This is a genomic window from Cytobacillus eiseniae (assembly GCF_017874625.1).
GTDB classification, from domain to species: Bacteria; Bacillota; Bacilli; order Bacillales; family Cytobacillaceae; genus Cytobacillus; species Cytobacillus eiseniae.
In genome coordinates this window covers 165,224-189,868 of sequence record NZ_JAGIKZ010000004.1, presented here as the reverse complement: position 1 = coordinate 189,868, position 24,645 = coordinate 165,224, and the positions used below count along the sequence as shown (strand labels likewise).

Sequence of the window (24,645 nt, the reverse complement as noted above, 5' to 3'; positions counted from 1 at the left end):
ACACTCCTTGTAATTTTAGTCCTTTCAATAGTAGGTTTTCTATTTTTGGATTTATTATGTATTTTATTTAAGATATAATGGTGAGATTGAAATAGAAAAGGAGGAAGAGTGTTGAAGCATATTCACTCTGCAAAAAATCCTCAAATTAAACAATGGAAAAAGCTATTAACGAAGAAAGAGCGGGATAAGACGGGTACTTTTTTAGTTGAGGGCTTTCACCTTGTGGAAGAAGCACTTTCAGGGGATCAAATAATCGAGATTATTATTAGTGAAAATAAAGACATGCCTCCTAGCTGGGATTACGGTTCCATTCCTGTCACAATGGTTACAGATGAAATTATCACTGAGTTGTCAGATACAGAGGCACCTCAAGGAGTGCTTGCTGTTTGCCGCCAGCAAGAAGGAAGTCCTAATATTTCCAGCGGGAAGCGCTTTTTATTAGTTGATGCAGTTCAGGACCCTGGGAATTTAGGGACAATGATTCGAACAGCTGATGCTGCAGGAATCGATGCAGTCCTTGTCGGGGAGGGAAGTGTCGATATTTACAACCCGAAGGTACTCCGATCGGCACAAGGCAGTCATTTTCATTTGCCGATCATTCGAGGAAATCTCTTTGAATGGGTTGATGAGCTAAAAACTGCACAAATCCCTGTGTACGGTACAGCATTGGAAAATGCTAAAGAGTATACTGAAATACAGAGACAGGGGAAATCTGCATTAATCGTCGGCAATGAAGGCAGCGGTGTAAATAAAGATTTATTGGATTTGACAACGGCGAATCTTTACATCCCGATTTTTGGAAAAAGTGAATCATTGAATGTCGCAGTTGCAACTGGAATCTTGCTTTATCATTTGGGCAATGAAAAATAGGCGCGATATTTTCAGGAAAAGTTTGAAAGTATGTGAAGAATATACTATAATTAACAGCAAATTATATTTATAAAACAATGACGGAGAAAAAGTAGTTTGCGAATGAACTTTAAAGGGAGAGAATGCCTAGACTGAAAGCATTCTTAAGGGAAAGCAAAGGAATATTCACCTCCAGAGTTGACATCGGGACCATTGGAAATGGATAGGAAAGTTAGTTGTCTAGCTCCTGAGCAAGGCGCCTCCACTTTTCTTATAACTGTCTAGTTCCGGCGCCTAGGAGCTCGAGTCATAAGCCAATCTGTCAAGAAGGTTAAACACCAACCTTCATGCCAGCTTGTCTTATGCTTGTCGCTCCTGAGCAAGGCGCCTCCACATTTCAATGTAAAGATGTACCGGCTTGTCGCCGTTATCTGAATGAAGCGAATACATAAGCTGTTTACTTTGCTTTTGTGTTAAAAAGGGTGGTACCGCGAATCCAAAACCTCGTCCCTTTACAGGATAAGGTTTTTTATTTTGCCAAAAAACAGGAATTTAAGGAGGAATATAAGATGCAAGAACGTTTAAAAGAATTGCAAACGGAAGCGTTGGAGAAGGTCAGCCAATCAGCTAATTTAAAGGAACTAAATGATATCCGTGTATCTTATTTAGGTAAGAAGGGCCCGATTACTGAAGTACTTAAAGGAATGGGGAAATTATCCGCTGAGGAACGTCCGATGATGGGCGCACTTGCTAATGAAGTACGTGATGCGATTACTTCAGGGATTGAAGAAAAGCAGAAGCATCTAGAGGAAGCAGCTGTTCATGAAAAATTGGCTGCCGAAACAATTGATGTCACACTGCCAGGGCGACCAGTGAAAACAGGGAATCATCACCCGCTCACACGCATTATTGAAGAAATTGAAGATTTATTCATTGGAATGGGTTACACAGTGGCTGAAGGTCCGGAAGTGGAAAAGGACTATTATAACTTTGAAGCGCTTAATTTACCAAAGGATCACCCAGCTCGTGACATGCAAGATTCGTTCTATATTACTGAAGAAACGCTACTTCGTACACAAACGTCTCCAGTACAGGCAAGAACGATGGAAAAGCATGATGGAAAAGGTCCTGTGAAAATTATTTGTCCAGGAAAGGTGTTCCGTCGTGATAATGATGATGCCACACATTCACATCAATTTATGCAAATTGAAGGTCTTGTTGTAGGCGAAAATATTCGCATGACTGATTTAAAAGGAACGCTAGAAGTGTTTGCGAAAAAATTATTTGGTGAAGATCGAGAAATTCGGATGCGTCCTAGCTTCTTCCCATTCACAGAGCCTTCAGTAGAAGTAGATGTGTCATGCTTTAAGTGTGGAGGGAAAGGCTGTAATATTTGCAAGAAAACAGGATGGATCGAAATATTGGGTTCGGGAATGGTTCATCCAAATGTACTTGAAATGTCAGGTTTTGATTCGAAGAAATACTCTGGCTTTGCATTTGGTATGGGGGTTGAACGAATCGCTATGCTGAAATATGGCGTAGAAGATATCCGCCATTTCTATACAAATGATGTTCGTTTCTTAAATAATTTCCAAGTCCATGAATAAGACAATATTGAGGAGGATGTAATATGTACGTTTCATATAAATGGCTGCAGGAATACGTTGATTTATCCGGCGTATCTCCTGAAGAATTAGCAGAAAAAATTACGAAGAGCGGAATTGAAGTTGAAGGCGTAGAGACGCTGAATGAAGGAATCAGCGGTGTGGTCGTTGGCTATGTTCAAGAAAGAGAACAGCATCCGAATGCCGATAAATTAAATAAATGCTTAGTTGATATTGGTGCAGAGGAACCTGTACAAATTATCTGTGGAGCAGCAAACGTCGATAAAGGGCAGAAAGTAGCAGTTGCTACTGTTGGAGCAGTATTACCTGGCAATTTCAAAATTAAAAAAGCCAAGCTTCGTGGAGAAGAATCACATGGGATGATTTGTTCACTGCAGGAATTAGGCTTTGAAAGCAAGCTTGTTGCAAAGGAATTTGCAGAAGGGATTTATAATTTCCCTCAAGATACTGAGGTTGGTCTTGATGCATTGGAGCAATTGCACCGCGATGACCAAGTATTAGAGCTTGGTTTAACGCCAAACCGTGCAGACTGTTTAAGCATGCTTGGAGTTGCTTATGAAGTAGCAGCGATTTTAGGAAGAGAAGTGAAGCTTCCTGTTTCGGGAGTTGAAACCTCTTCAGAGAAAGCAGCCGATTATATTCAAGTGACTGTTGATGCGAAAGAGGATAATCCTTTATATGTGGCAAAAGTGATTAAAAATGTAAAAATTGGCCCTTCTCCATTATGGATGCAGGCAAGATTAACAGCAGCTGGCATTCGCCCGCATAATAATGTTGTTGATATTACAAACTACATTCTGCTTGAATATGGGCAGCCACTCCATGCGTTTGACTATGACCGTCTTGGTTCAAAAGAAATCCTTGTGCGCAGAGCAAAGGATGGAGAGGAAATCGTTACACTTGATGATGCGAAGCGCAAGTTAACTGCGGATCATTTAGTCATTACAAATGGGGAGAATCCAATTGCCCTTGCCGGAGTAATGGGTGGGGCAAATTCTGAGGTTCAAGCAGATACAACGAATGTCCTTTTAGAATCTGCTTATTTCATCGGGGGACCTGTTCGAAAGGCATCAAAGGACCACGGATTAAGAAGTGAAGCAAGTGCGCGCTATGAAAAAGGTGTAGATCCTAATCGAGTAAGAGCGGCAGCAGAAAGAGCAGCACAGCTCCTTGCTGAATATGCAGATGGAGAAGTGCTGGAAGGTTCTGTCGAAGCTGATTCACTATCAGTTGAGCCAGCTGTTGTTTCCGTTACTTTAGAAAAAATTAACCGTGTGCTTGGTACAGATTTAGATATGAAGTATGTAGAGGATCTATTCTCTCGTCTACAATTTGAAACAGCTACTGACAATGGAACGATCATTGTTACGGTACCGACACGTCGTGGAGATATTACGATTGAAGAAGACTTAATTGAAGAAGTGGGCCGATTATTTGGTTATGATAATTTAGCATCCACACTTCCAATCGGATCAGCAACACCAGGCCATCTTACTCCATACCAAAACAAACGAAGAATGGTTCGTCATTACCTAGAGGGTGCTGGACTTTATCAAGCAGTAACTTACTCTTTAACAAATGAATTAAAAGCAACACAATACGCACTTGAGAAGCGTGAACCTGTTCGATTAGCGATGCCAATGAGTGAGGACCGCAGTGTCCTGCGTTTAAGCATCATTCCGCAGCTTCTCGAAATATTAAAGTATAATACTGCCCGTCAAAATGATAGTCTTGCGGTTTACGAAACAGGCGCAGTATTTTTAGCAAATGGTTCGGAAGAATTACCAGAAGAACGAGAGCATCTTGCAGGTGCAGTAACTGGTTTATGGCAGAGTCACCTATGGCAGGGGGAAAAGAAGCCAGTTGATTTCTTTGTTGTCAAAGGAATCCTTGAAGGCTTATTTGAAAAGCTTGGGGTTACTAGCGCGGTAGAATTCCGTCAGTCAGAAAAAGAAGGAATGCATCCTGGAAGAACAGCAGAAATCTATTTATCAGGGACATCTGTCGGCTTTATCGGTCAAACACATCCAACAGTAGAAAAAGAATATGATTTAAAAGAAACATATGTTTTCGAATTATCATTAAAGGCAATTTTAGAAGCGGATGTTCCACCATTGCAATATGTAGCGATCCCGCGTTTCCCATCAATTACACGTGATATTGCTCTTGTTGTTGATAAGGAAAAAGCTGCAGGTGAGCTGGAAAGCATCATTAAAGAAGCGGGCGGCACATTATTGAAAGAGGTTCATGTGTTTGACTTATATGAAGGTGAGCGCATGGATGAAGGGAAGAAATCGATTGCTTTCTCTCTGAAATATTTTGATCCTGAACGCACATTAACAGACGAAGAAGTTGTAAAGGCTCATGATAAAGTATTGGATGCAGTGAAGGAAAAAGCTGGGGCTGTGTTAAGAGGCTAAGAAAAAAGGGGGTGCTGAAATGCATCCCCTTTTTATCATTTACTTTTTAACTATCTTTTCTTCCTTTTTTGAATCGATTTCATCATTGTCATCCATTAGCCCCTTCGTAGAGCTTTTGAACTCCTTTAAAGATTGTCCCATCGCTCTCCCGATTTCTGGAAGCTTTTTAGGTCCGAAAATAATAAGAACAAGTACAAGAATAATAATTAATCCTGGTATACCGATATTTGAAAGCATATGTCTCATTCCCTTTTCTATTTTAGAAATGTACCGAACGCCTCCATTTTTTTGCATTTAACACACTTTTTATCATGCATGGATAACGTTTGATAGTTGTTTTTACAAGTGTAGCATATTTTAGTGTATAGAGGATGTGTATTTTTAGTTGCTGGTTGAATTTTTTTTTCAGTTGTAATCGCTTTTTCAGGACAAATATCTTGGCATATCATGCACCCAGAACAATTTTGAGTAGTAATTGTAAAATCCATCTCATTTATTTGTAGACAATCCCGTTTACATAGGATTTGACAGGCCTTGCAAATCGTACATTTACTCGTATCTAACATAATTTCAGTGAATTGATAATTTGGATAAAACTTTGCCAGATCAAGGTCTTGATGGTTAAAGCGCCATTTTGCAGGCGCCATCTGCTTCATTGTTGATTGAGCTTCTTTTTTCCAAAAGGAGAAAATTTCTCTCCGTGTAAACAGCTCTTCTTCTCTTTCTATTTCTTTATTGAGAATAGAAAAGGGAGCTTCATTGAGTTGTTCTAACATACTATTTACTTCAGAAAGTATATGTTTCCAGTGTAAATTCAGTTCTTCTTGATCGTAAACGAGGATTGTTACTCCTTTTTTGTAAAATGCAAGCAGTTCTTTTATTGAGGGAGGGTGTTCGTCTGTTACAATGAGCTGGTTCTGGATAATTGTTCTTCGCGGAAGAAAGCCTTCAACTGCCTGGACGGGGCATTCCGCGATACAATCACCACATTCTGTACATTCTTTGTTATTAATTATTGGTTTTCCACTTACAAATGTGATGGCATCTGCTGAGCAACTATCGATACAATTTCTGCATGTGGAATGTGGACTTTGATATCGTGAGCATGAGTCTAAGATGCGAAATTCATAATCAAGACTTTCAATCCATTTGTCTAATAACCCCATCAAAGCCACTCCCTCTCTAATCAATTATGTTTGAATTCAACTTGTTATAAATCTAGGAATCTAGTACGTAAAAGACATATCTGCTTAATCCTTCTGCGAAGCCTATGGTAATTGATGCTACAAACACCATAGTAATTGAAGTTTCTTTACTAGCGACTGGGGTGAGCCTAATTGGTTCAATCCGACAATTTCAATTACCCATCAATCAACCCCGACCGATGGGCAGTTGCACTTTATCGTAAATCTTCTCGATTAATGACTCATATATCTAGTTCCTCGAATAAACTTGGCGTGGTCCATTCAATATTCACTTCACGGATCTCCATGCTGTTTTCCTTTTGCTCTAGAACATTAGAAGAAATAATGAGATCTAGATTGTTCTTTCCTAATAAACGAATGGAGCTAATTGGAAATTGAATATAGTTATAATTTTCATTGATCTCAAATGCAATTTGATGGTGTTCAAGAATGGCTTGTACTTTCTTTTGATCTTTGCCAAATGCTTTTACAGTTTTCCAAAAATAATCCTTTTCAGAGAATGTGTACATTTCACCAAGTTTTTGATCATAATTTTGTTGATAGACTTGACCAGTAAATTTGTTTTCCAGTGAACAATAATGAACACCTAGCTTTAATTTCTTTTCCATTGCGAATTCAACTAATTCTAAGCAAATTTGTTCACTTTGAGCAACAGCTAAACCGCCCGCATACCAATAGTTATAAAACACTTCGTATGGTGGATTCTTAAGTTCAAAACCTCGGGTCTGAAAAGCATTTGCATTTCCAAGTGGAAAGCAAAATTCTAGTAGATTAATCCCGAATATCTCAAGACTTTCCAATTCGAGTAATAGTTCTTTCATTTCCTCGGTTGTTCCTGGAATCACGGGCATTTCAACTAATACATTCGGAATAAACTCTTTAGCCAAAGATATTTTGCTCAAAACATGTTTTCTTTTTTGCTGAGAGTCGTCCATCTTTATACTAATGCGAATTTCATCCAGGCTATACTCTTTTAAACTTTGTAAAGTTTCGATATCAAGAAGATCGCCTGCCGTGTATAATCTTGTATACGTTTCTGGGGTCAATTCATGTGCTAATCGCATGAAGCTGATCGTTTCAGCTTTGTGCAGCAAAGGTTCTCCACCTGTTATGGCAAGATGTTTTAGCTGTACACCGCCTGCAAGCAATTCTGTAAGCTCTTTATTTACATTTTTATGATTTGCCACGTAAAATGAATAACTATCTTGATTTTCGTTAAAGCAAAAATAACAATCACGATGGCATTTTAAGGATACAAATGTTGTATAACTCCCAGTCCCTGTCTGACAAGCTTCACATGCACTTGAAATTCTTCTGTTTGAGACGATGCTTTTGTTATTATTTCTAAATAAGGCGCCTGATGCTCTAAGTTGGTCTTGTTTTCTTTTTCGGTTATCTGCCAATTTTCTATTTTCCAATGGCAATCCGAACGATTCTATCGCACTTAATGTTTCTTTTTTGATAGAAAAATAGATATGTGAATAATCAATAAATGCTTGATTTTTTATACGAGGGATGATACTTTCTGTAATTTCCATAATCATTTCTATTCACCTCTTTAAGTAATTGCTGTATATCTCTATTTGATATTGTGAAGAACATAACAATCTTATGATTTTAGTATAGCATTCGATTTTCAGTGATCTTGTTCCTAATAAGCTAATTCACAGATTGTTAATAACTAAATTACGAAAATATGATAATTGATAACTTTCCTCAATTGAACTCAGAATGGGCTTACTGATTACAGGTGGATAGAAAGCATAATTAAAGAAGCCGGTGGAATCCTATTAAAAGTAGTCCATATGTTTAAATATTATGAAGGAGAACATATGGACTTAGGGAAAAAACAATTGTCTGCACATTAAAATACTTTTTCTGAATGGCTCTTTTCTAAAATCTTGTTGTTTTTAAATCAATTGATAGAATGAATGATTTACTAAGTAGGTCGGTTGTTTGGAGCAATCTGGAGCGGAAATCAGCCCTTACTAATTAGATGTAGAATAGCAACAATGTTTGCGAGAACAGCCTTCTGAATAAACATTAATGGATGAAGAGATGTAAAGATGCATGATAAAGTATTAAATGCAGTGAAGGAAAAAATAGAAGCTTTATTATCTGGATAAAGAAAATGGGGATGCCGTATAAGCATTCCCGTTTCCTTTTTCTAAAGCTCTTTTATTTCTTTGTGCTCTTTTTTTACATCAACTTCGTCAATATCATTTATATCGTCCATTAATCCTTTCGTAGAGCTCTTAAATTCTTTTAAGGATTGTCCCATCGCACGTCCGATTTCTGGCAGTTTTTTAGGACCGAAGATAATAAGGGCAAGTACAAGAACAATGATTAGCCCTGGGATTCCGATATTCGATAGCATACGTCTCACTCCAATTCAAATCATTTATATTTGAAATTACCTTGTTTATAGCCTATGAACCTAGTACATAAAATACATACCTACTTAATCCTTCAGCGAAGCCAATGACAATTAATGCTGCAAACGCCATAGTGATTGAAGTTTTCTTCGCAGGTGAGAGGGCCATATAGCCTAATAAAATCAATCCGAGAATTTCAATCCCCCATCTTAAAGCAATCGTTCCCTGATAGGCTTCAAGTGAGGATTGTGCTGCAGTGGCTGCAATCATATTGACATCTGTAAGTGAAGCAGGGAATAAAGCAACACCTATTAGCTGAATGGCAATCCCGAATAAAGCTGAATAAAACGATAATCGAACGATTTTTTTGGCTGTGTCGTCCATATTTTTAGTGCGTAATACAGGGACAGTAAAGCTAGCGACAAGAACTGCTCCCAAAACAAAAGCTGTTCCGTAAAACGAGGTGAAGGTGTTAATCGAATTCCATCCACTAATTAATGAATTAGAATAAATCATTGCCATGCAGAAAATATCAACAAGTCCGATGATGACTGTTGCGATCATCAGCAGTGGATTGATCTTTTTTTGAACAATCGTAAGTCCAGCTGTTATGCAAGCGGCACCGATGAATGCACCCGTTACAAGAATTTCACGGCTCATCCAAGATGAGCCAATGTTTCTGATTGTATTCAAGGCGTTGCTTGGTGTTCCCAAATGTGCAAAAGATGCAACTAGGCCGACTAGTGATAATGCGGCAATAATGATTAGCGGAAGTTTCAAAATAGGAAAGGAATCCTCCTTCTGATTTTTATCGATTTCACGCTGAAACAGCCATAACATAAACATGCCGCCGATTGCTGTTTGTACACAAATTGTAAAGATTAATAATGCCCACTCATGCATGGGATTTCCCTCCTCATTTATTGAATGACTATATTCGAGCAAAAGGGGGCAAGCCCCCGTAAAAAGCAATATGTTGATATCTACGAATGAATAACAATATTTGGCTTCGTAATCGATGCACTTGGCATTCCTTTGATTTCGTTGACCGTTCCGTATTTTGCACGCAGCTCATCAATTGGACCAAATTCAATTGCACGCATAATACAAGAACTAACGCATACAGGGTCTTCGCCTTTTTCACGTAAATCAATACAAGTATCACATTTCGTCATTTTTCCAAGCTCTTCAGAATATTGCGGAGCCCCGTAAGGACAATTCCACTCACAGTAGCGACATCCTACACATTTATCATGGTCGACTAAGACAACCCCATCTTCATCACGCTTAAACATTGCTCCAGTTGGGCATCCTTGCATGCACCCAGGTTCATCACAATGATTACAAGAAAGTGAAACATGATAGATTGATGGTTTAGGATAGCTCCCTTCTTGAAAGTCATATACTCTCCGGAAGTTTCTGCCAACTTCTAAATCATTTTTATCTTTACAGGCTACCGTACATGTTTTGCAGCCCACACATTCAGCTACATTTATATAAAAGCCCATTTGCGCCATTATTTATGACCTCCTTAAAATTAAAATTTGATGATCCGTTGCTCCCATTTCACATCTTCTTCAAGTGGTTCGCCTTCCCATTTTTCAAAATTGACACGTGCTGTATTGAAACCAGATGAGCCTAATCCTTTTGGAATATGAGGGACGAATAAATTATCTGCTCCACCTCGGTCAATTCCAGTCTTTTCATCAAAATCTACCCATGCACCGTGTGGAAGTCCAATGACACCTGGCATAATCGTTTCGACTACTGCGGCAGGACGTAATGATTTCGCGTATTCATTTGATAAAAGTACAGTTTCTCCGTCTTTTACTCCTTTTTCATCCGCATCTTTTCTGCTAATATAAACAGGGTTTGGCCATGCTTCACGCAGTTGTGGCACATTATCTAACGTACTATGAGAGCGTCTTAAGTAATGCGGATTAATCATTTGGTACGGATACTTTCCTTTTTTCTTTGCTTCCCAATCTTCAAAAGTCGCTTCATATCCATGTACTTTTACTTCATATTTTGGAATAGGGGCTATTTCTGAATAGGCCGTTTTAGATAATTCATTGATTGCCTTACAATAGATTTCGAACTTTCCACTTTCGCTTGATACTGGATTTGCTTCGGGATCGTCAATAAAATCCTTATATGCGATAAAGCCGAAGTTATCGCCTGGCTTCCTTGGCACTTGGTAGATGCCTGTATCAACAAACTCTTTAAGTGGAATGCGTCCTTTTTGTGGTGTTCCTTCAACACCCCACTCCTTTATATCTTGGGAAGTAATGGTACACAGTGGTTCATAGTCAACTCCGTTTTCTTTCATCACCATACTGCCTGAAAGTTGATTAAAGTATTGCTGCTCCGCAGTAATTGGGAATACTTCTTTCGGATCTTTTCCTAACTTCTGTAAAAGTGCTTCTGCAATCTCTTGGTCTGTTTTTGATTCATACAATGGTTCAATAATTTTTGACCAATTGATGAGGATTTCACGGTTTCCGCCTTTCACTGCTCCAGCAGTTTCCCATTGGGTAGCAACAGGTAGCACAATATCGGAATACTTAGCATTTGTTGTTAAGGCATAGGCATTTGTGACAACAAATTCAACTTCGTGATGCGCTTTAATCCCTTTGGCAATATTGCTTCGAGTTTGTAGATGATTCTCATAGTTATGGTAAATAAATTGGATATTTACGTTTCTTTCTTTTTCATATCTTTGTAGGAATTTCCCATCTAATACGGCATCCCACATTTCATTTTCATTAATTTGATTATCGATAGGGTTCGTTATAGCAGGCAGGCCTTTTCCGCCAGCAGTTAAGAGGAATGGCCCCATATTTCCTGCATATTCCCAGCAGCTAACTCCAGTCATCTTTCCTGAGCCACCCATTTGACCAGTCATCATTCCGAGCGTTGAAAAGGCTTGAACCCAGCCTTCTCCATTAGCAATCCGAGCAGGTGCCCAGGCTGTTAATAAAGCCACTCGTTCTGTACCGCCGATTTCACGAGCAAGTTCACGAATTTTACTTGGCTCTACTCCACAGATTTCTGCTGCCCATTCGGGTGTTTTGGGTTGACCATCATAAGTACCTAATAGATAGTCCTTAAAATTATCCTTTGGATCTGCTCCTTCTGGCATATGATCTTCATCAAATCCGATTGTGTATTTATCTAAGAAATCCCACTTGACCAAAGGATTTGTAGTAGGATTGTCTTCGTCAAGCAATGTATACATGATACCGAAGGCTAGAGCATCGTCTGTTCCTGGTCTAACAGGAACCCAATCTGCATCAAATACATTGGCAGAGTCAGTATAAAGCGGGTCAATTGTGATGAATCGAGCACCAGCCTTTTTTGCTTGTAAAAAGTTGTAGGTGACACTACCCATAGAGCTCCAAGCTGGATTAGCACCCCATAGAACGATTAATTGGGAATTTCTTAAATCAATTCGATCGTTGATTCCATTAACAATCAGACCTTCTCCGACCCCCATGTTTTCCCATATCCACCGCCATGCTCCCCATGAAGAGCTGCCATAACAAGCACTAAATCCACCAATTGCTGACATCGCATTTCTTATATTTGCATCCCCGCCAGTTACCATGATGGCCTCATTGCCATACTTTCCTGTAATTCTTTTTGTTTCAGATGCGACAATATCAAGTGCTTCATCCCAAGAAAGTCGAACCCACTGATCTTTCCCGCGAAGTTCCTTCTTTCCTCCACCAGGCGCCCAATTCTTTCGTTTCATCGGATATTTTAATCGATCTGCATTAAATACTTGATGACGTTGGGAACGACCCCTTAAACAGCCGCGCTGTTGAGGGAAGTCTGGACTATCTTCATGTGTATCATCTGTTTTTTGCCGAATCACAACCCCGTCTTTAATAAGCACCTTATTTACACAGCGGCCTCCACAGTTATGCCAGCATGCAGCTGTTTTCCAGATGCCTTCTCCATCTGTTTCTGCTATCCCGATATTATTTTCCGCTTTTGCAACTAACCCACGGCTAACTGGGATCGCTGTTGTTACTGCAATTGCAGAAGACCAACCAATAAATGCTCTTCTAGACATTTTAAAGTCATTGATTTTACTTACGATATCAAGCATTATACTTGCCCCCTCTTATAAAGTATCTATAGTCATAAGTTCTTGAAGAACCTCTGAATCTATCAATAAATAATGATGCAATATTTGTGCTAGTCCACTGTAAAATGATGTATTTGCTTCTTCCATGACTAATCGACTGAATTCAGGTGCGAATTTAAGTAAATGGTCATCAATAAATCTTTGTTGATCCCGAAGTAATTGTCGTAAGCCTCTGCTTTCATTTTGTTCCGCCATTTTTATACAAATTTCATTAAGGTGATAAATAAAATCAAGCTCAAGCCCGATATGATCATCCGCTTCAATATTAAAATCACTGACAATAATGCCGTATTTATCATAGTAGCCTCGAACATTCATTGTTGTTCCTTGAAATAAAAGTCGATCCTTTCTCACATAAGAGGATTCCCAAGGAGGCGTTGTCAATTCAAAAGGACCGACAAATAATTTAGTATAATCCCAATGCAAGTCATCATAATGGTGTTCAATTGTCAGAACATCATGAGTGGACAAGTAGGACTTTATCTTATTCACTCCTTCTTGGATTTCCTCTGAATCCTTTTTAAATGGAAATAAATCGATCATGTTTTTCTGAATGAATGGTTTCAAATATTCCTTAGATGGTTCCTCAACGAAAAACCTTCGTAAAATATCGTAAGCAAAACGTCTTGCATGAAAAATATTATTTAACTCTGATAGAGTGATTCTTTCTTCCATTGTTATCCCTCCTAAAAGCACTTCGTTTCCACTTTTTTGCTTTTTAATACAAATGCCTTCTTTGTCATTTTCTTAACATCTCTTTTGTGAAAACAATCACATTTCATCCTTGCTTTAATTATAGAAAATCGCCCATTCATAAGATATATAACCGATGCACAAAGATACCCGTCTATTTTTGTACGGTTGAACAATGAGTTTTTTACGTTCCTGTGACATCCATTGTTCATGGTGGCACCTTCATATATGATGGGGGTGAGCGACCAAGGAAAGAACAGAAAGGAATGGATTTAGTGGAAAGTACTTTTTTTGTCCCGGATTATTTACATGATTTGCTTGTCGCTTCAGAAAAAGGATTGAAGGGGATTTGTGCAGAGTTAGCGAGTATTTTATCGTTGCCTGTAATCATAACGGATCCATTATTTAATCATTTGGCTGCTGCACAACTTGTGAATAATGTGGAAATAAATTATATAGACAATCAACAAGAAGAAATAATTGGGGAGAAACCACTAGTTGTCAATTGTCAATTCACATCTAATGGTGTTCCTATAAACGGGATTTGTTCGGCCATTCTATTGGATGGGCGATTAAGGGGCTATTTATTTATACAGATAGGTGAGGATGCTGCAGAGAAAATTGCACGAATTTATTCGATTATTGCCTATGCATCTTCATTATGTACACTCGAATTGCGAAAAAGGCTGGAATTGAAACAGGAGCGGCAGCAGTTTAAAGAAGCCTTTATCTATGATTTACTTTACGGAAATATGAAGCAAAAAAATGAAATTATTTCCTACGGGAATATATGGGGATGGGATTTCACCCAGTCACATACAATTATTGTTTTTTCATTAATAGATTTTGATTATTATTCAGAGGATCAGAAACATATCGATTCCCTGTTTTACTTAATTGAAAGAGTATTGATTGAAAGCAATCTAAAACCGATCGCAATGAAAAAGCGTGGAGAAATTGTTGTTATTTATCAGCTGCTTGGTGAGGAAATGGAGACAAACGAGTCTGTCATTAAAGAGTTTATTCAGCGGGTAAAGATACAGGCTGAGATAATGGATAGGAATAATCGAATGGCCACAGGAATTGGGCGGGAAAGTTCAAATCCAGAAGAGCTATATAAAAGCTACCAAGAGGCAAAGGTTGCCTACGAGGTTGGCTTACTCTTGAATATTCATACACCCTTTTTTAATGGATTGGGACTTGAGCGAATTTTATACAAACATGATTTACAGGATGTGAAAGAATATTATGATCACACATTAGGGAAATTGGAGAAACATGATCAAGTGCATGGAGGAGAGCTCATGCATACGCTCGAATTTTATGCGGCTAATCAATATGATATAACAAAGACGGCTGATGCATTGTTTCTTCATAGGAATACATTACGGTATCGCTTTAAGAAGGTCGAAGAAATTTTAGATAAGAAGCTAGATGATATGAACGTTAGATTAAATATTACTGCTGCCTTTAAGATCAAACAACTAAGAAAAATTTAACCTTAGAAAAAGTGCAGGTGTTAAAAGCTGATGGAAATTTACAGACATGCTTGTCCGCGTAATTGCTTCTCAACATGTGGAATGCTTTCGTATATTGAAGATGGGAAACTAGTGAAGGTTTCTGGTGATGCGAAGCATGGCTATAATCAAGGGCGTTTGTGTGCAAAGGGGTATGCCTATACCCAATATGTATATAATCCTTATCGATTGAAACATCCAATTAGGCAGACACCAAGAGGTTCGGGGAACTGGAAAAGAATAACATGGGAAGAGGCATATGATTGTATCGCTGACAAAATCTTAGAATTAAATGAAAGATACGGTTCCAATCTTGCTTCCGGCTATAATAAATTTTCCGGTAATATTGGATTGCTTCATTATGCGGTTGAAGGGATGTTCAATAGTATAGGTCCACATACGAAACCGGTAGGAAACCCATGTTTAATAACTGGGGAGCAAGCCATGAGAAAGTCTTTTGGTCAAATGAACCGTATGATGCCAGAAAAAATGGCGGAAATGAATGCAATCGTTATTTGGGGAGCAAATCCAGCTGTTACGAATGTCCATCAAATGAAGTTTATTTTACAAGCACGACAAAAGGGGGCAAAACTAATTGTCATTGATCCTATTTTTACGAGAACTGCGGCAACAGCTGATATCTTTATACAAATCAACCCAGGAACTGATAGATGGCTTGCGCTTGGAGTCGCCAAGCTTCTTATTGAATCAAATATGTATGATGAAGAATTTGTCCGTAATCAAACAGTGAATTGGGAAGAGTTCCATCAATATGTGACTGAACAAGTCGATTTGCATGAAGTTTGCCGTGAAACAGGTATATCACTTGATGTTTTATGTGAACTTTTGAGCATATATTCAATGCCTAAACCTTGTGCGACCTGGATTGGCTTTGGGATTCAACGAAATGAAAATGGAGGGCAAAATATTAGTGCAATCAACACATTGGCTATGTTGGGTTGTCAATCTGGGCAAGAGAACAGATGTGTTTATTATTCACATAGCGGGATTGATGACTTTCCAGTTAATCTTTTGAACCATGAAGGACCAGTACATCCAATCGTTCAACATTCGAGAGAAATTGATATTAATAATTTTGCAGAAAATGCTAGCAAACTAGTGGAGCCGCCATTGAAGTTCCTATGGATCGCTTTGCGTAACCCCCTTTCACAAGATCAGGATTTTCAGGCATGGGAATCATTAATGAAGGAACTTGAATTAATTGTTACTGTTGATTTATTTATGACGAAAACTGCGGAGATGTCTGATCTTGTCCTGCCAGCTGCAAGTCATTTTGAAGAAATGGATGTAAATGTTAGTTACTGGCATCACTGGCTATCCATAAATGAAAAGGCAATCTCTCCATACTATGAGGCAAAAAGTGATTTGCAAATCGCAAGGGAATTAATGGAAAAATTGAATGAGCGTTTTCCAGGCTTCTCTAATTTCCCTTCCGAACGTGAACCGATTGATTGGATTAGAGAAGAATTAACTCCATCAGTAAAGAAACTTTATTCGATTGAGAGCATCGATGACTTACTTGAAAGCCCACGGTTACGGGGAGAAGAAGGAAAAAATTTATCTTCAAGTGCATTCAAGTTTCGTCTTTTTTCAGAGGAGAATACGGACACTTCCACATATTCGATGAATAGGGAAAAGACTGATGTGGAAGAATCTTATCCATTCCAATTATTAACCCCTCAATCTTTACTGAAGATCCATTCACAATATGAAGCAATGCCTTGGCTTAATCAAGGGGCAGAGCAAGCAGTTGTTGAACTTTCAGAATATGCAGCAGAAAAAAGGGGGATTTTGGAAGGCGATAAGGTGGAATTATTCAATCCAAATGGAAAAATAGCAGCTATTGCTAGAATAAGTCGATTCCTCCCGCAAAAGGTGATCTTAGTGAATCAAGCTGGAAAGAATCCGATCAATCGCTTAATCGCTCACAAGCCACAGGAAAATCCGGGGAAATCCAGTATGAATTTTTATGATAGCAGCGTAAATATCCGGAAATGGTGTGAGACAAATGGTTAAACAAATGGGTTTTGTGTTTAATGTGGATCTTTGTTTCGGTTGTATGGCTTGTGAAATTGCCTGTAGAAATGAAAACCAAACGGATAGTACAGTGAGATGGCGAAAGGTTTCTAGACTTACGGATGATACCTTTTTATCCGTTTCTTGTAATCATTGCAACAGTCCAGAATGTTTTCGGGTTTGCCCAGAGAATGCGTTCACAAAACGTGGGGATGGAATTGTGCAAATAAATTCCGATCTCTGTACAGGCTGTGGTTTATGTATTGAAGCTTGTCCGTATGGGGCACCCCAGTATGATCCAGTAACGCAGAAAGCAAGTAAATGTCAAATGTGTTATCCGCGCCAAGATAGGGGACTCCCGCCTGCATGTGTTGAATCTTGTTCTACTGAAGCGTTAACGTTTGTAGATTTAAATACTTTTTGTGATAAGAAAATAGTCGGTTCCATTCCTGGTTTCCCGGATACTCGATTAACCAATCCTTCAATTGCCTTTTACCCGGCAACGGAAAGAAAAAGATACTTTTTAAAGTAGTTTACTTCGAAAAAAATGCGACTACTCGGTCGCATTTTATGTTTATAGTTTATCAATTGAATCCCTTCCGAGTTCATGGGTCAAGAGGTGCAAAAGGGGAAGGAGTAACCTCCCAGCCAGTTTGTCTTATACTATATGTGAGGCTGGCTAGGAGGCATTCTTATTTCCGATATTTAGATGCATGCAAGCGCATCGCTTTTTCCATATTAGCAAAATGCAGCTTAACAAATGAAGGCATCACATCTTTCCCTTTTTCATGAATGAGCCGAGCGGCTGCTTGATCGACCTTAGCACCTGCTCCCTTTGTTAGTGTGAATCCAGCTTCTTTGCTTAGTTTATCGAAATGACGAACAAAGGCATATCTTGCAAGGATAGAGGCAGCGGCAACTGAGAGATGAACACTTTCTGCTTTTGTACTGAAATATACATTCTCCCTCTGGACGACTGTTTCATTTTTTAAATATTGGTAATATACTTCTTCCTTTGCAAATTGATCAATTAGAATGGCATCAGGCTTGTCAGGTGCAATTTTGCTGAGGACATGGCTGATCGCTTGATTATGAAGCAAGGCTTTTAGTTTTCCTTGTGACATTCCCGACTTCTGCAGTTTGTTATATTTTTCATTATGCAAGGTTAATAAACTGTATGGAACAATATCTTTTATTTGTTTTGCAATCTGTATGATCTGCTCATCCTTAAGGTTTTTAGAATCCTTCACACCTAACTCCTTTAATAATGGAATCTGCTCCTTTTTTACATAGGCTGCAACAACTGTTATTGGACCAAAGAAGTCACCTGTACCGACTTCATCAGAGCCAATCACCGAAAGCGATTCAAACTGATTTGGCAAGTGGGATTGACTCGTACTTTGGTTAGTTGTTGTTTTTGAAGCTGCAGTTGGCTCCCCCCATTTTGCTGCTTCAGCTTCACTGCTCCCACCCTGAAACAACACCTTTCCAGATTTATATGCAGTGATCGAACAAGTTGGTGTCTTCGCAGCAAACACACTTCCTTGTGGAAATTTATCAGATAGATAGGATTGATAATATTTTTTCATTTCTTCTATTTCATTCATTTTTTTAATGATAACTACATTCCCCATAATAAACGCTCCTCTACATTTTGCTGAGATTATTTTTTAAAAAAAGGCTGTTTTCGCAAACAATGTTGCTTATTAAGATAATGTTGGTAAAGATTGATTTCCGCGCACGTGTGCTCGCTTTCCGCGGGGTAGTCCGCTTGAGCCTCCTTGTCGCTCACGCTCCTGCATAAGTCTCAGCTGTTCCTACGCATCTAAGCAGGACATTGAATAAGCTTCCTGAATTGACACCGCACGAAGGAAATGCGACAGCATTTTCGAGGATCTCGCACCTTCCGCTCCAATCAACCGACTTAGTTCGTCAAACATTTAATTCAAAAGTAACAATCTTTCAGAAAAGAGCCTTAAAAAAGATTCCCTTCCTCGGAACTTTTCACTTGATGAATTCTGCCTGCTTTTGACAAGCTTCTGCTTCCCACGATTTTCTGTTCATGTTATGATATTGTGTAGGATTCTTAAGAATGGGGGCATGAATGTTGTCAGATGTACAAAAAAGCCGCACAACTGTTGATATATATGGAGTTCAGTATATCATTATAGGCACCGAAAGCCCCAGTCATATACGCCTTGTAGCATCGAAGGTTGATGAGAAGATGCGTGAAATCAGCTCGAAAAACGCTTATCTTGACAGCAGTAAATTAGCTGTTTTAACAGCAGTCAATGCAGTAAATGATTATATTAAAGCGAAAGACCGTATAGAACAGCTTGAAAATGAATTAAAAAGAGTAAAGGACTGAATAAGTCATGTTAGATCTCGCAATATTAATTATATTAGTTTTTGGATTCTTTATTGGTTTGAAAAGAGGATTTATCCTGCAATTAATCCATTTAACAGGATTTATTATTGCATTCATCATTGCAAATATGTATTATGAGAAACTTGCTCCTAAACTAACATTATGGGTACCTTATCCGAGCTTTGGTGATAGCTCTGCATTTCAAATGCTTTTTGATCAAGTGAATCTAGAAGATGCCTATTATCGCGCCATTGCGTATGTCGTGATTTTTATTGCTGTGAAGATTGTTCTCCAAATTATTGGCAGTATGCTTGATTTTGTTACGAACCTGCCAATACTTAAACAGCTAAATATTTGGGCTGGTGGCATACTAGGATTTGTTGAAGTCTATCTTATCATGTTTATTTTAATATACATAGCTGCACTCGTGCCAATAGAAATGGTTCAAACTGCATTAAATGATTCCTTCCTTGGTAAAGGAATGATCAAACATACTCCGATATTATCACAGCAAATTAAAGAGATGTGGATCGAATATATAGCATCGTAACTTCTCTAGCATTAGAGAAGTTTCTTTGTATCTTTATATACAAGAGAAATACCTTAGTTGTATGTTAATTCTAAACGTTAGGGCGGGTGTGTCCCATGGGTATAAATAAAAAAGATGTGATTAGACATCTTGAGACGATCGCGATTTATATGGAGCTTAAAGGAGAGAATACTTTTAAAATAGCTGCTTTTCGGAAAGCAGCTAATGCACTTGAGGTAAATGATAATAGTCTAGATGAAATAGAAGATTTCACTAAGCTTCCAGGGATCGGGAAAGGCACATCTTCAGTCATTCTTGAGTATTTGGCTGAAGGCAAATCAGCTGTTCTGCAGGAATTAAAGGAGGAAGTCCCTAAAGGATTAGTTCCTCTTCTACAGCTCCCAGGTCTAGGTGGTAAAAAGATAGCAAAACTTTACAAGGAACTTGGAATTGAGAGCGCAGTAGACTTAGAGGATGCATGTCGTAGTCGGAAAGTACAAGCTCTTGCTGGATTCGGGAAAAAGTCAGAGGAGAAAATTCTTGCTGCACTTGAGAATACAGGAGCAAGACCAGAACGCCTTCCGATTGCTTATATGCTTCCGATTGCAGAAGCGATTGAAGTAGAATTAAGCGAGATCAATGAAATTATGAAATTTTCACGGGCAGGCAGCTTAAGAAGGATGAGAGAAACAATAAAGGATTTAGATTTTATCATCGCCACAGAGAATGCCACAGTAGTAAGAGAAAAACTAGTATCACTGCCAAAAATTAAAGAAATAATCGCTGCAGGTCATACGAAGGTTTCGATCATTTTTGAGCATGGTTATGATATTTCTGTTGATTTCCGTCTTGTGGAGCCTCATGAATTTGCAACAACTCTTCATCATTTTACTGGTTCGAAAGATCATAATGTACGGATGCGGCAGCTTGCGAAGGAACGCGGTGAGAAAATTAGCGAATATGGTGTAGAGAATAACGAAACAGGAGAGATACGTACTTTTTTATCTGAAGAAGCTTTTTATCACTATTTCGATTTGCCCTTTATTCCACCTGAGCTTAGGGAGGATGGTCAGGAGGTTGAAACGTATACGAAAGAGTATGATATAATTTCTCTTGCTGATATAAAGGGTGATCTTCATATGCATACAACTTGGAGTGATGGTGCTTTTTCAATTGAACAAATGGTGGAGGCATGCCGGGCGAAAGGCTATGCATACATGGCAATTACAGATCATTCCCAGTATTTAAAGGTGGCTGGTGGACTCTCTCCAGAGAGACTAAGACAACAAAAAGATGAAATTAGGCGATTGAATGAGCGCTATGATGACATAACGATTCTATCTGGTGTAGAAATGGATATCCTGCCAGATAGCACGCTAGATTATGATGATGAATTACTCGCTGAAATGGATATTGTCATTGCGTCGATCCATTCTGCTTTTTCACAGTCAAAGGAAAAAATAATGGAGCGACTAAAGGTGGCCATGAACAATCCTCATATTGATATTATTGCTCATCCAACTGGTAGATTAATTGGGCGTAGGGAAGGCTATGAAGTAGATATTGATGAATTAATCGAAATGGCAAAGGCAACGGACACTGTATTAGAGCTGAATGCTAATCCAAATCGTTTAGATTTAGCTTCAGAGCATATTCGAAAAGCGCAAGAAGCAGGTGTGAAAATAGTTATTAATACAGATGCACATAAAATTGACACACTCGATCATATGGACATTGGTGTTTCCACAGCTAAAAAAGGCTGGATAAAGAAAAACACTGTCCTGAATGCCATGAATATAGAAGAATTGCTATCATTTTTGTCGAAAAAGCAAAAATGAGCTAATTAGGAGGTAAAATCCTCATGCAGGAACGTATTTTTAAAGTGTTAGAATTTCATAAAGTAAAGGAACAATTGCTTGAGCATGTGTCATCCTCATTAGGGAAAAGAAAAGCAGAGCAGTTAGTCCCATCCGTTGATTATGAAGAAGTGATTCGCTGGCAAGAGGAAACAGATGAAGCGGTAAAGGTGTTTCGCATAAAAGGAAATGTCCCGCTTGGTGGGATATATGATATACGTCCACATGTGAAAAGATCGGTTATTGGTGGCATGCTCAGTCCACAAGAACTGACTCAAACGGCAAGCACAATTCATGCAAGCAGACAAATCAAAAGGTTTATAGAGGAATTTGCTGAGGAAAGAAGCAGCCTTCCGATTTTATTAGATTATGTGAGAAGATATATTGTTTTAGCAGATTTAGAAACAACGATTAGAAATGCAATTGATGAGAATGGGGAAGTGCTAGATAGTGCAAGTGAGGCACTTCGGTCTCTCCGCAATCAATTGCGTACAAAAGAATCCCGTGTTCGAGAACGCTTAGAAAGTATGATCCGTTCTTCAAATGCGCAGAAAATGCTTTCTGATGCCATTATTACAATCAGAAATGATCGTTTCGTTATTCCTGTCAAACAGGAATATAAGGGGCATTATGGCGGAATCATTCATGATCAGAGCTCGTCAGGTCAAACATTATTTATTGAACCACAATCAATTGTCCAGTTGAATAATGAACTTCAAGAAATCCGAGTGAAGGAACAGCAGGAAATTGAGAGAATTTTAATCGAACTATCCGGGAAAGTGGCTGAAGAAAGCGCAGAGCTTGAAATCATTGTTGCTGTACTGGCAGAAATCGACTTTATGTTTGCAAAGGCTCGTTATAGCAAGCGCATGAAAGGATCGAAACCAGAAGTAAATAATGAAGGTAGAATTTCTTTATTTAAGGCGCGACATCCACTGATTGCTGCGGATGAAGTAGTTGCAAATGATGTAATGTTAGGAAAAGATTACTCGACCATTGTGATTACAGGACCGAATACGGGTGGGAAAACGGTCACACTTAAAACAGTTGGCCTATGTACATTAATGGCACAGGCAGGCTTGCAAATTCCAGCACTGGATGGATCTGAAACCGCTGTCTTTGGCGCAGTGTATGCGGACATTGGGGATGAACAATCAATTGAACAAAGTCTGAGTACGTTCTCATCTCATATGGTGAATATTGTTGATATTTTAAATAAAGTGGATGAAAATAGCCTCGTGCTTTTTGATGAATTAGGTGCAGGTACGGATCCACAAGAAGGAGCAGCACTTGCGATATCGATTCTAGATGAAGTATATCATCGGGGGGCGAGTGTTATCGCAACTACCCATTACCCAGAATTAAAGGCATACGGCTATAATAGAGATGGAGTTATTAATGCAAGTGTAGAATTTGATATAGAGACGTTAAGCCCAACGTATAAATTACTAATTGGCGTACCAGGGCGAAGCAATGCATTTGAAATCTCCAAACGTCTAGGCTTAAATGAATCTGTTATTCAAACGGCAAGAAAATATATTAGTGCAGATAGCAATCAAGTGGAGAACATGATTGCCTCATTAGAAGAAAGCAAAAGATTGGCAGAGACTGAACGTGATGAAGCCAATGATTTCCTAAGAAGTGCAGAAAAGCTTCACAAAGATTTGCAAAAACAAATGGTTGAGTTTTATGAACAGAAGGATGCGCTAAATGAAAAGGCAGCTGAAAAAGCAAGTGCCATCATTGACCAGGCGAAAGCAGAAGCAGAGAAAATAATTAGCGATTTAAGAAAAATGCGAATTGAAAAGGCGGCTGAAGTAAAAGAGCATGAGTTAATTGAAGCAAGAAAACGATTGGATGAAGCCGCACCAAAAGTGAAAAAGTCAAAAAAAATCGTCAAGGGATTAGACAAGCATGTTTTAAGGAAAGGCGATGAAGTAAAAGTTCTGAGTTTTGATCAAAAAGGGACTCTTATTGACAAAACAGCAGATAATGAGTGGCAAGTTCAAATTGGCATCTTGAAAATGAAAGTAAACGAAAAAGATCTGGAATATATTAAAAGTTCGAAACCCGTTGAAACAAGACCAATTGCTACTATAAAAGGCCGAGACTTTCATGTAAGTCTTGAACTTGATTTAAGGGGAGAACGATTCGAGAATGCGTTGCTTCGTGTTGAAAAATATATTGATGATGCACTCCTAGCTGCATATCCACGTGTTTCCATTATCCATGGAAAAGGAACAGGGGCATTAAGACAAGGAGTTCAGGAATATTTACGTAATCATCGCTCAGTTAAAAGCATACGTTTCGGTGAATCGGGTGAAGGCGGTTCTGGTGTTACAATTGTAGAATTTAAATAATTTCATGGGGAGAATGGGTATGAACCAATTTTGGGAGAATGAGTTTGTGCAAACGGCAGGGTATTTTAGTGTAGTTGTGCTCTGTATGATTGTTTTTCTAGCCATTTTTGAATTGGTCACGAAATATAAGAACTGGGAAGAAATAAAAAATGGAAATGTAGCGGTTGCCATGGCTACAGGGGGGAAAATCTTTGGAATTGCCAATGTTTTTCGGCACTCTATCTTGCATAATGATCATTTACTTGTCATGATTAGTTGGGGAGTATTCGGATTTATCCTGCTGCTTATTGCCTATTTTATTTTTGAGTTTCTGACTCCGAAATTTAATGTGGATTTGGAAATTAAAAATAATAATAAAGCTGTTGGCTTCATTTCTATGATCATATCAATCGGGTTATCATATATAGTTGGGGCTGGAATTTCTTAAGGGAGCGAATGGTTTCATGGAGAAATTAGCGAAAATATTATTTGTTCTTTGTGGTATTTTTATGTTAGTTGGTGTTTATTATTTATTCTTTTAAGTTCGATTGATTATAAATCTTTCAGGAAATCGTCACTTTGGTGACGATTTTTTTGATGTCATAATCGGCAATGTTCAGGGTGCTTTGGTTTTCTGCTTTCTTGCATTATTCTAATTGTCAAGGAATCTTCAGTATAT

The 24,645-nt window shown here is 38.6% G+C and carries 20 protein-coding genes and 1 pseudogene; 12 read left to right on the top strand and 9 right to left on the bottom strand.

Going from position 1 to position 24,645, the window contains the following annotated elements:
• Positions 1-111: 111 nt before the first annotated feature.
• The 3 genes from J2Z40_RS06070 to pheT all read left to right on the top strand — a co-directional run bounded on the left by J2Z40_RS06070 (position 112) and on the right by pheT (position 4,894).
• A complete protein-coding gene (locus J2Z40_RS06070; RefSeq protein ID WP_066396601.1) occupies positions 112-870 on the top strand; it encodes a TrmH family RNA methyltransferase in 759 nt (252 codons plus the stop codon).
• A gap of 548 nt (positions 871-1,418) precedes the next feature.
• A complete protein-coding gene (gene pheS / locus J2Z40_RS06065; RefSeq protein WP_066396598.1) occupies positions 1,419-2,456 on the top strand; it encodes a phenylalanine--tRNA ligase subunit alpha in 1,038 nt (345 codons plus the stop codon).
• Positions 2,457-2,479: 23 nt separating this feature from the next.
• The gene (gene pheT, locus J2Z40_RS06060) at positions 2,480-4,894 is read left to right on the top strand and encodes a phenylalanine--tRNA ligase subunit beta (RefSeq protein WP_066396595.1); all 2,415 of its coding nucleotides are present in this window, start codon (positions 2,480-2,482) and stop codon (positions 4,892-4,894) included.
• Positions 4,895-4,933: 39 nt separating this feature from the next.
• On the opposite strand, the gene tatA is transcribed toward pheT, so the two are convergent.
• The 3 genes from tatA to J2Z40_RS06045 form a co-directional block, all read right to left on the bottom strand.
• Complete coding sequence (gene tatA, locus J2Z40_RS06055) at positions 4,934-5,131, bottom strand: twin-arginine translocase TatA/TatE family subunit (RefSeq protein WP_066399457.1); 198 nt, start codon at positions 5,129-5,131, stop codon at positions 4,934-4,936.
• 17 nt (positions 5,132-5,148) lie between these two features.
• Positions 5,149-6,060 carry a 4Fe-4S dicluster domain-containing protein gene (locus tag J2Z40_RS06050; protein WP_066396590.1) on the bottom strand — a complete coding sequence of 304 codons (912 nt, stop codon included), beginning with the start codon at positions 6,058-6,060 and terminating at the stop codon, positions 5,149-5,151.
• Positions 6,061-6,320: 260 nt separating this feature from the next.
• The gene (locus J2Z40_RS06045; protein WP_066396587.1) at positions 6,321-7,643 is read right to left on the bottom strand and encodes a radical SAM protein; all 1,323 of its coding nucleotides are present in this window, start codon (positions 7,641-7,643) and stop codon (positions 6,321-6,323) included.
• Positions 7,644-7,853: 210 nt separating this feature from the next.
• Here J2Z40_RS06045 and J2Z40_RS20155 point away from each other — a divergent pair.
• A pseudogene (locus J2Z40_RS20155) lies at positions 7,854-7,958 on the top strand (hypothetical protein); the annotation flags it as partial.
• 308 nt (positions 7,959-8,266) lie between these two features.
• Here J2Z40_RS20155 and J2Z40_RS06040 read toward each other — a convergent pair.
• The 5 genes from J2Z40_RS06040 to J2Z40_RS06020 form a co-directional block, all read right to left on the bottom strand.
• Positions 8,267-8,476, bottom strand: a complete 210-nt coding sequence (locus J2Z40_RS06040) for a twin-arginine translocase TatA/TatE family subunit (protein WP_066396585.1) — start codon at positions 8,474-8,476, stop codon at positions 8,267-8,269.
• Between the two features lie 52 nt (positions 8,477-8,528).
• Positions 8,529-9,377, bottom strand: a complete 849-nt coding sequence (locus J2Z40_RS06035) for a dimethyl sulfoxide reductase anchor subunit family protein (RefSeq protein WP_066396583.1) — start codon at positions 9,375-9,377, stop codon at positions 8,529-8,531.
• 80 nt (positions 9,378-9,457) lie between these two features.
• A complete protein-coding gene (locus J2Z40_RS06030; RefSeq protein ID WP_066396581.1) occupies positions 9,458-9,991 on the bottom strand; it encodes a DMSO/selenate family reductase complex B subunit in 534 nt (177 codons plus the stop codon).
• Positions 9,992-10,011: 20 nt separating this feature from the next.
• Positions 10,012-12,588: a molybdopterin-dependent oxidoreductase gene (locus tag J2Z40_RS06025; RefSeq protein WP_066396578.1), complete on the bottom strand. Its 2,577-nt coding sequence runs from the start codon at positions 12,586-12,588 to the stop codon at positions 10,012-10,014.
• Between the two features lie 15 nt (positions 12,589-12,603).
• The gene (locus tag J2Z40_RS06020) at positions 12,604-13,302 is read right to left on the bottom strand and encodes a TorD/DmsD family molecular chaperone (RefSeq protein WP_066396577.1); all 699 of its coding nucleotides are present in this window, start codon (positions 13,300-13,302) and stop codon (positions 12,604-12,606) included.
• 293 nt (positions 13,303-13,595) lie between these two features.
• Here J2Z40_RS06020 and J2Z40_RS20085 point away from each other — a divergent pair, with 293 nt between their 5' ends.
• Genes J2Z40_RS20085 through J2Z40_RS06005 form a run of 3 tightly spaced genes read left to right on the top strand, consistent with a single transcriptional unit; the run spans position 13,596 to position 17,406 of the window.
• Positions 13,596-14,819, top strand: coding sequence for a helix-turn-helix domain-containing protein (locus tag J2Z40_RS20085; RefSeq protein WP_162840495.1), 1,224 nt, complete (start codon positions 13,596-13,598; stop codon positions 14,817-14,819).
• A gap of 30 nt (positions 14,820-14,849) precedes the next feature.
• The gene (locus tag J2Z40_RS06010) at positions 14,850-16,874 is read left to right on the top strand and encodes a molybdopterin-dependent oxidoreductase (RefSeq protein WP_066396571.1); all 2,025 of its coding nucleotides are present in this window, start codon (positions 14,850-14,852) and stop codon (positions 16,872-16,874) included.
• Positions 16,867-17,406, top strand: coding sequence for a 4Fe-4S dicluster domain-containing protein (locus tag J2Z40_RS06005; RefSeq protein WP_066396569.1), 540 nt, complete (start codon positions 16,867-16,869; stop codon positions 17,404-17,406). Before J2Z40_RS06010 ends, J2Z40_RS06005 begins: the two co-directional genes overlap by 8 nt.
• Positions 17,407-17,566: 160 nt before the next feature.
• On the opposite strand, the gene rnhC is transcribed toward J2Z40_RS06005, so the two are convergent.
• On the bottom strand, positions 17,567-18,508 hold the full coding sequence (rnhC, locus tag J2Z40_RS06000; protein WP_066396567.1) for a ribonuclease HIII: 942 nt from the start codon (positions 18,506-18,508) through the stop codon (positions 17,567-17,569).
• 470 nt (positions 18,509-18,978) lie between these two features.
• Here rnhC and zapA point away from each other — a divergent pair, with 470 nt between their 5' ends.
• The 5 genes from zapA to J2Z40_RS05975 all read left to right on the top strand — a co-directional run bounded on the left by zapA (position 18,979) and on the right by J2Z40_RS05975 (position 24,414).
• Positions 18,979-19,242 (top strand): cell division protein ZapA, encoded by a 264-nt coding sequence (gene zapA, locus J2Z40_RS05995; protein ID WP_425351365.1) that lies wholly within the window; start codon positions 18,979-18,981, stop codon positions 19,240-19,242.
• A gap of 7 nt (positions 19,243-19,249) precedes the next feature.
• Positions 19,250-19,792: a CvpA family protein gene (locus tag J2Z40_RS05990; protein ID WP_066396565.1), complete on the top strand. Its 543-nt coding sequence runs from the start codon at positions 19,250-19,252 to the stop codon at positions 19,790-19,792.
• Between the two features lie 95 nt (positions 19,793-19,887).
• Complete coding sequence (gene polX / locus J2Z40_RS05985) at positions 19,888-21,609, top strand: DNA polymerase/3'-5' exonuclease PolX (RefSeq protein WP_066396559.1); 1,722 nt, start codon at positions 19,888-19,890, stop codon at positions 21,607-21,609.
• A 23-nt stretch (positions 21,610-21,632) separates the two neighbouring features.
• Complete coding sequence (locus tag J2Z40_RS05980) at positions 21,633-23,987, top strand: endonuclease MutS2 (RefSeq protein WP_066396557.1); 2,355 nt, start codon at positions 21,633-21,635, stop codon at positions 23,985-23,987.
• Positions 23,988-24,006: 19 nt separating this feature from the next.
• On the top strand, positions 24,007-24,414 hold the full coding sequence (locus J2Z40_RS05975; RefSeq protein WP_066396555.1) for a DUF350 domain-containing protein: 408 nt from the start codon (positions 24,007-24,009) through the stop codon (positions 24,412-24,414).
• Positions 24,415-24,645 lie beyond the last annotated feature (231 nt).

Excerpts from the sequence above, each read along its gene's own strand:
- J2Z40_RS06030 (WP_066396581.1), bottom strand. The coding sequence starts at position 9,991 with ATGGCGCAAATGGGCTTTTATATAAATGTAGCTGAATGTGTGGGCTGC.
- J2Z40_RS05975 (WP_066396555.1), top strand. The coding sequence starts at position 24,007 with ATGAACCAATTTTGGGAGAATGAGTTTGTGCAAACGGCAGGGTATTTT.
- J2Z40_RS06020 (WP_066396577.1), bottom strand. The coding sequence starts at position 13,302 with ATGGAAGAAAGAATCACTCTATCAGAGTTAAATAATATTTTTCATGCA.
- J2Z40_RS06035 (WP_066396583.1), bottom strand. The coding sequence starts at position 9,377 with ATGCATGAGTGGGCATTATTAATCTTTACAATTTGTGTACAAACAGCA.
- rnhC (WP_066396567.1), bottom strand. The coding sequence starts at position 18,508 with ATGGGGAATGTAGTTATCATTAAAAAAATGAATGAAATAGAAGAAATG.
- tatA (WP_066399457.1), bottom strand. The coding sequence starts at position 5,131 with ATGCTTTCAAATATCGGTATACCAGGATTAATTATTATTCTTGTACTT.
- J2Z40_RS05990 (WP_066396565.1), top strand. The coding sequence starts at position 19,250 with ATGTTAGATCTCGCAATATTAATTATATTAGTTTTTGGATTCTTTATT.
- J2Z40_RS05980 (WP_066396557.1), top strand. The coding sequence starts at position 21,633 with ATGCAGGAACGTATTTTTAAAGTGTTAGAATTTCATAAAGTAAAGGAA.
- zapA (WP_425351365.1), top strand. The coding sequence starts at position 18,979 with ATGTTGTCAGATGTACAAAAAAGCCGCACAACTGTTGATATATATGGA.
- pheT (WP_066396595.1), top strand. The coding sequence starts at position 2,480 with ATGTACGTTTCATATAAATGGCTGCAGGAATACGTTGATTTATCCGGC.
- J2Z40_RS06050 (WP_066396590.1), bottom strand. The coding sequence starts at position 6,060 with ATGGGGTTATTAGACAAATGGATTGAAAGTCTTGATTATGAATTTCGC.
- J2Z40_RS06005 (WP_066396569.1), top strand. The coding sequence starts at position 16,867 with ATGGTTAAACAAATGGGTTTTGTGTTTAATGTGGATCTTTGTTTCGGT.
- J2Z40_RS06025 (WP_066396578.1), bottom strand. The coding sequence starts at position 12,588 with ATGCTTGATATCGTAAGTAAAATCAATGACTTTAAAATGTCTAGAAGA.
- J2Z40_RS06010 (WP_066396571.1), top strand. The coding sequence starts at position 14,850 with ATGGAAATTTACAGACATGCTTGTCCGCGTAATTGCTTCTCAACATGT.
- polX (WP_066396559.1), top strand. The coding sequence starts at position 19,888 with ATGGGTATAAATAAAAAAGATGTGATTAGACATCTTGAGACGATCGCG.
- pheS (WP_066396598.1), top strand. The coding sequence starts at position 1,419 with ATGCAAGAACGTTTAAAAGAATTGCAAACGGAAGCGTTGGAGAAGGTC.
- J2Z40_RS06040 (WP_066396585.1), bottom strand. The coding sequence starts at position 8,476 with ATGCTATCGAATATCGGAATCCCAGGGCTAATCATTGTTCTTGTACTT.
- J2Z40_RS06045 (WP_066396587.1), bottom strand. The coding sequence starts at position 7,643 with ATGATTATGGAAATTACAGAAAGTATCATCCCTCGTATAAAAAATCAA.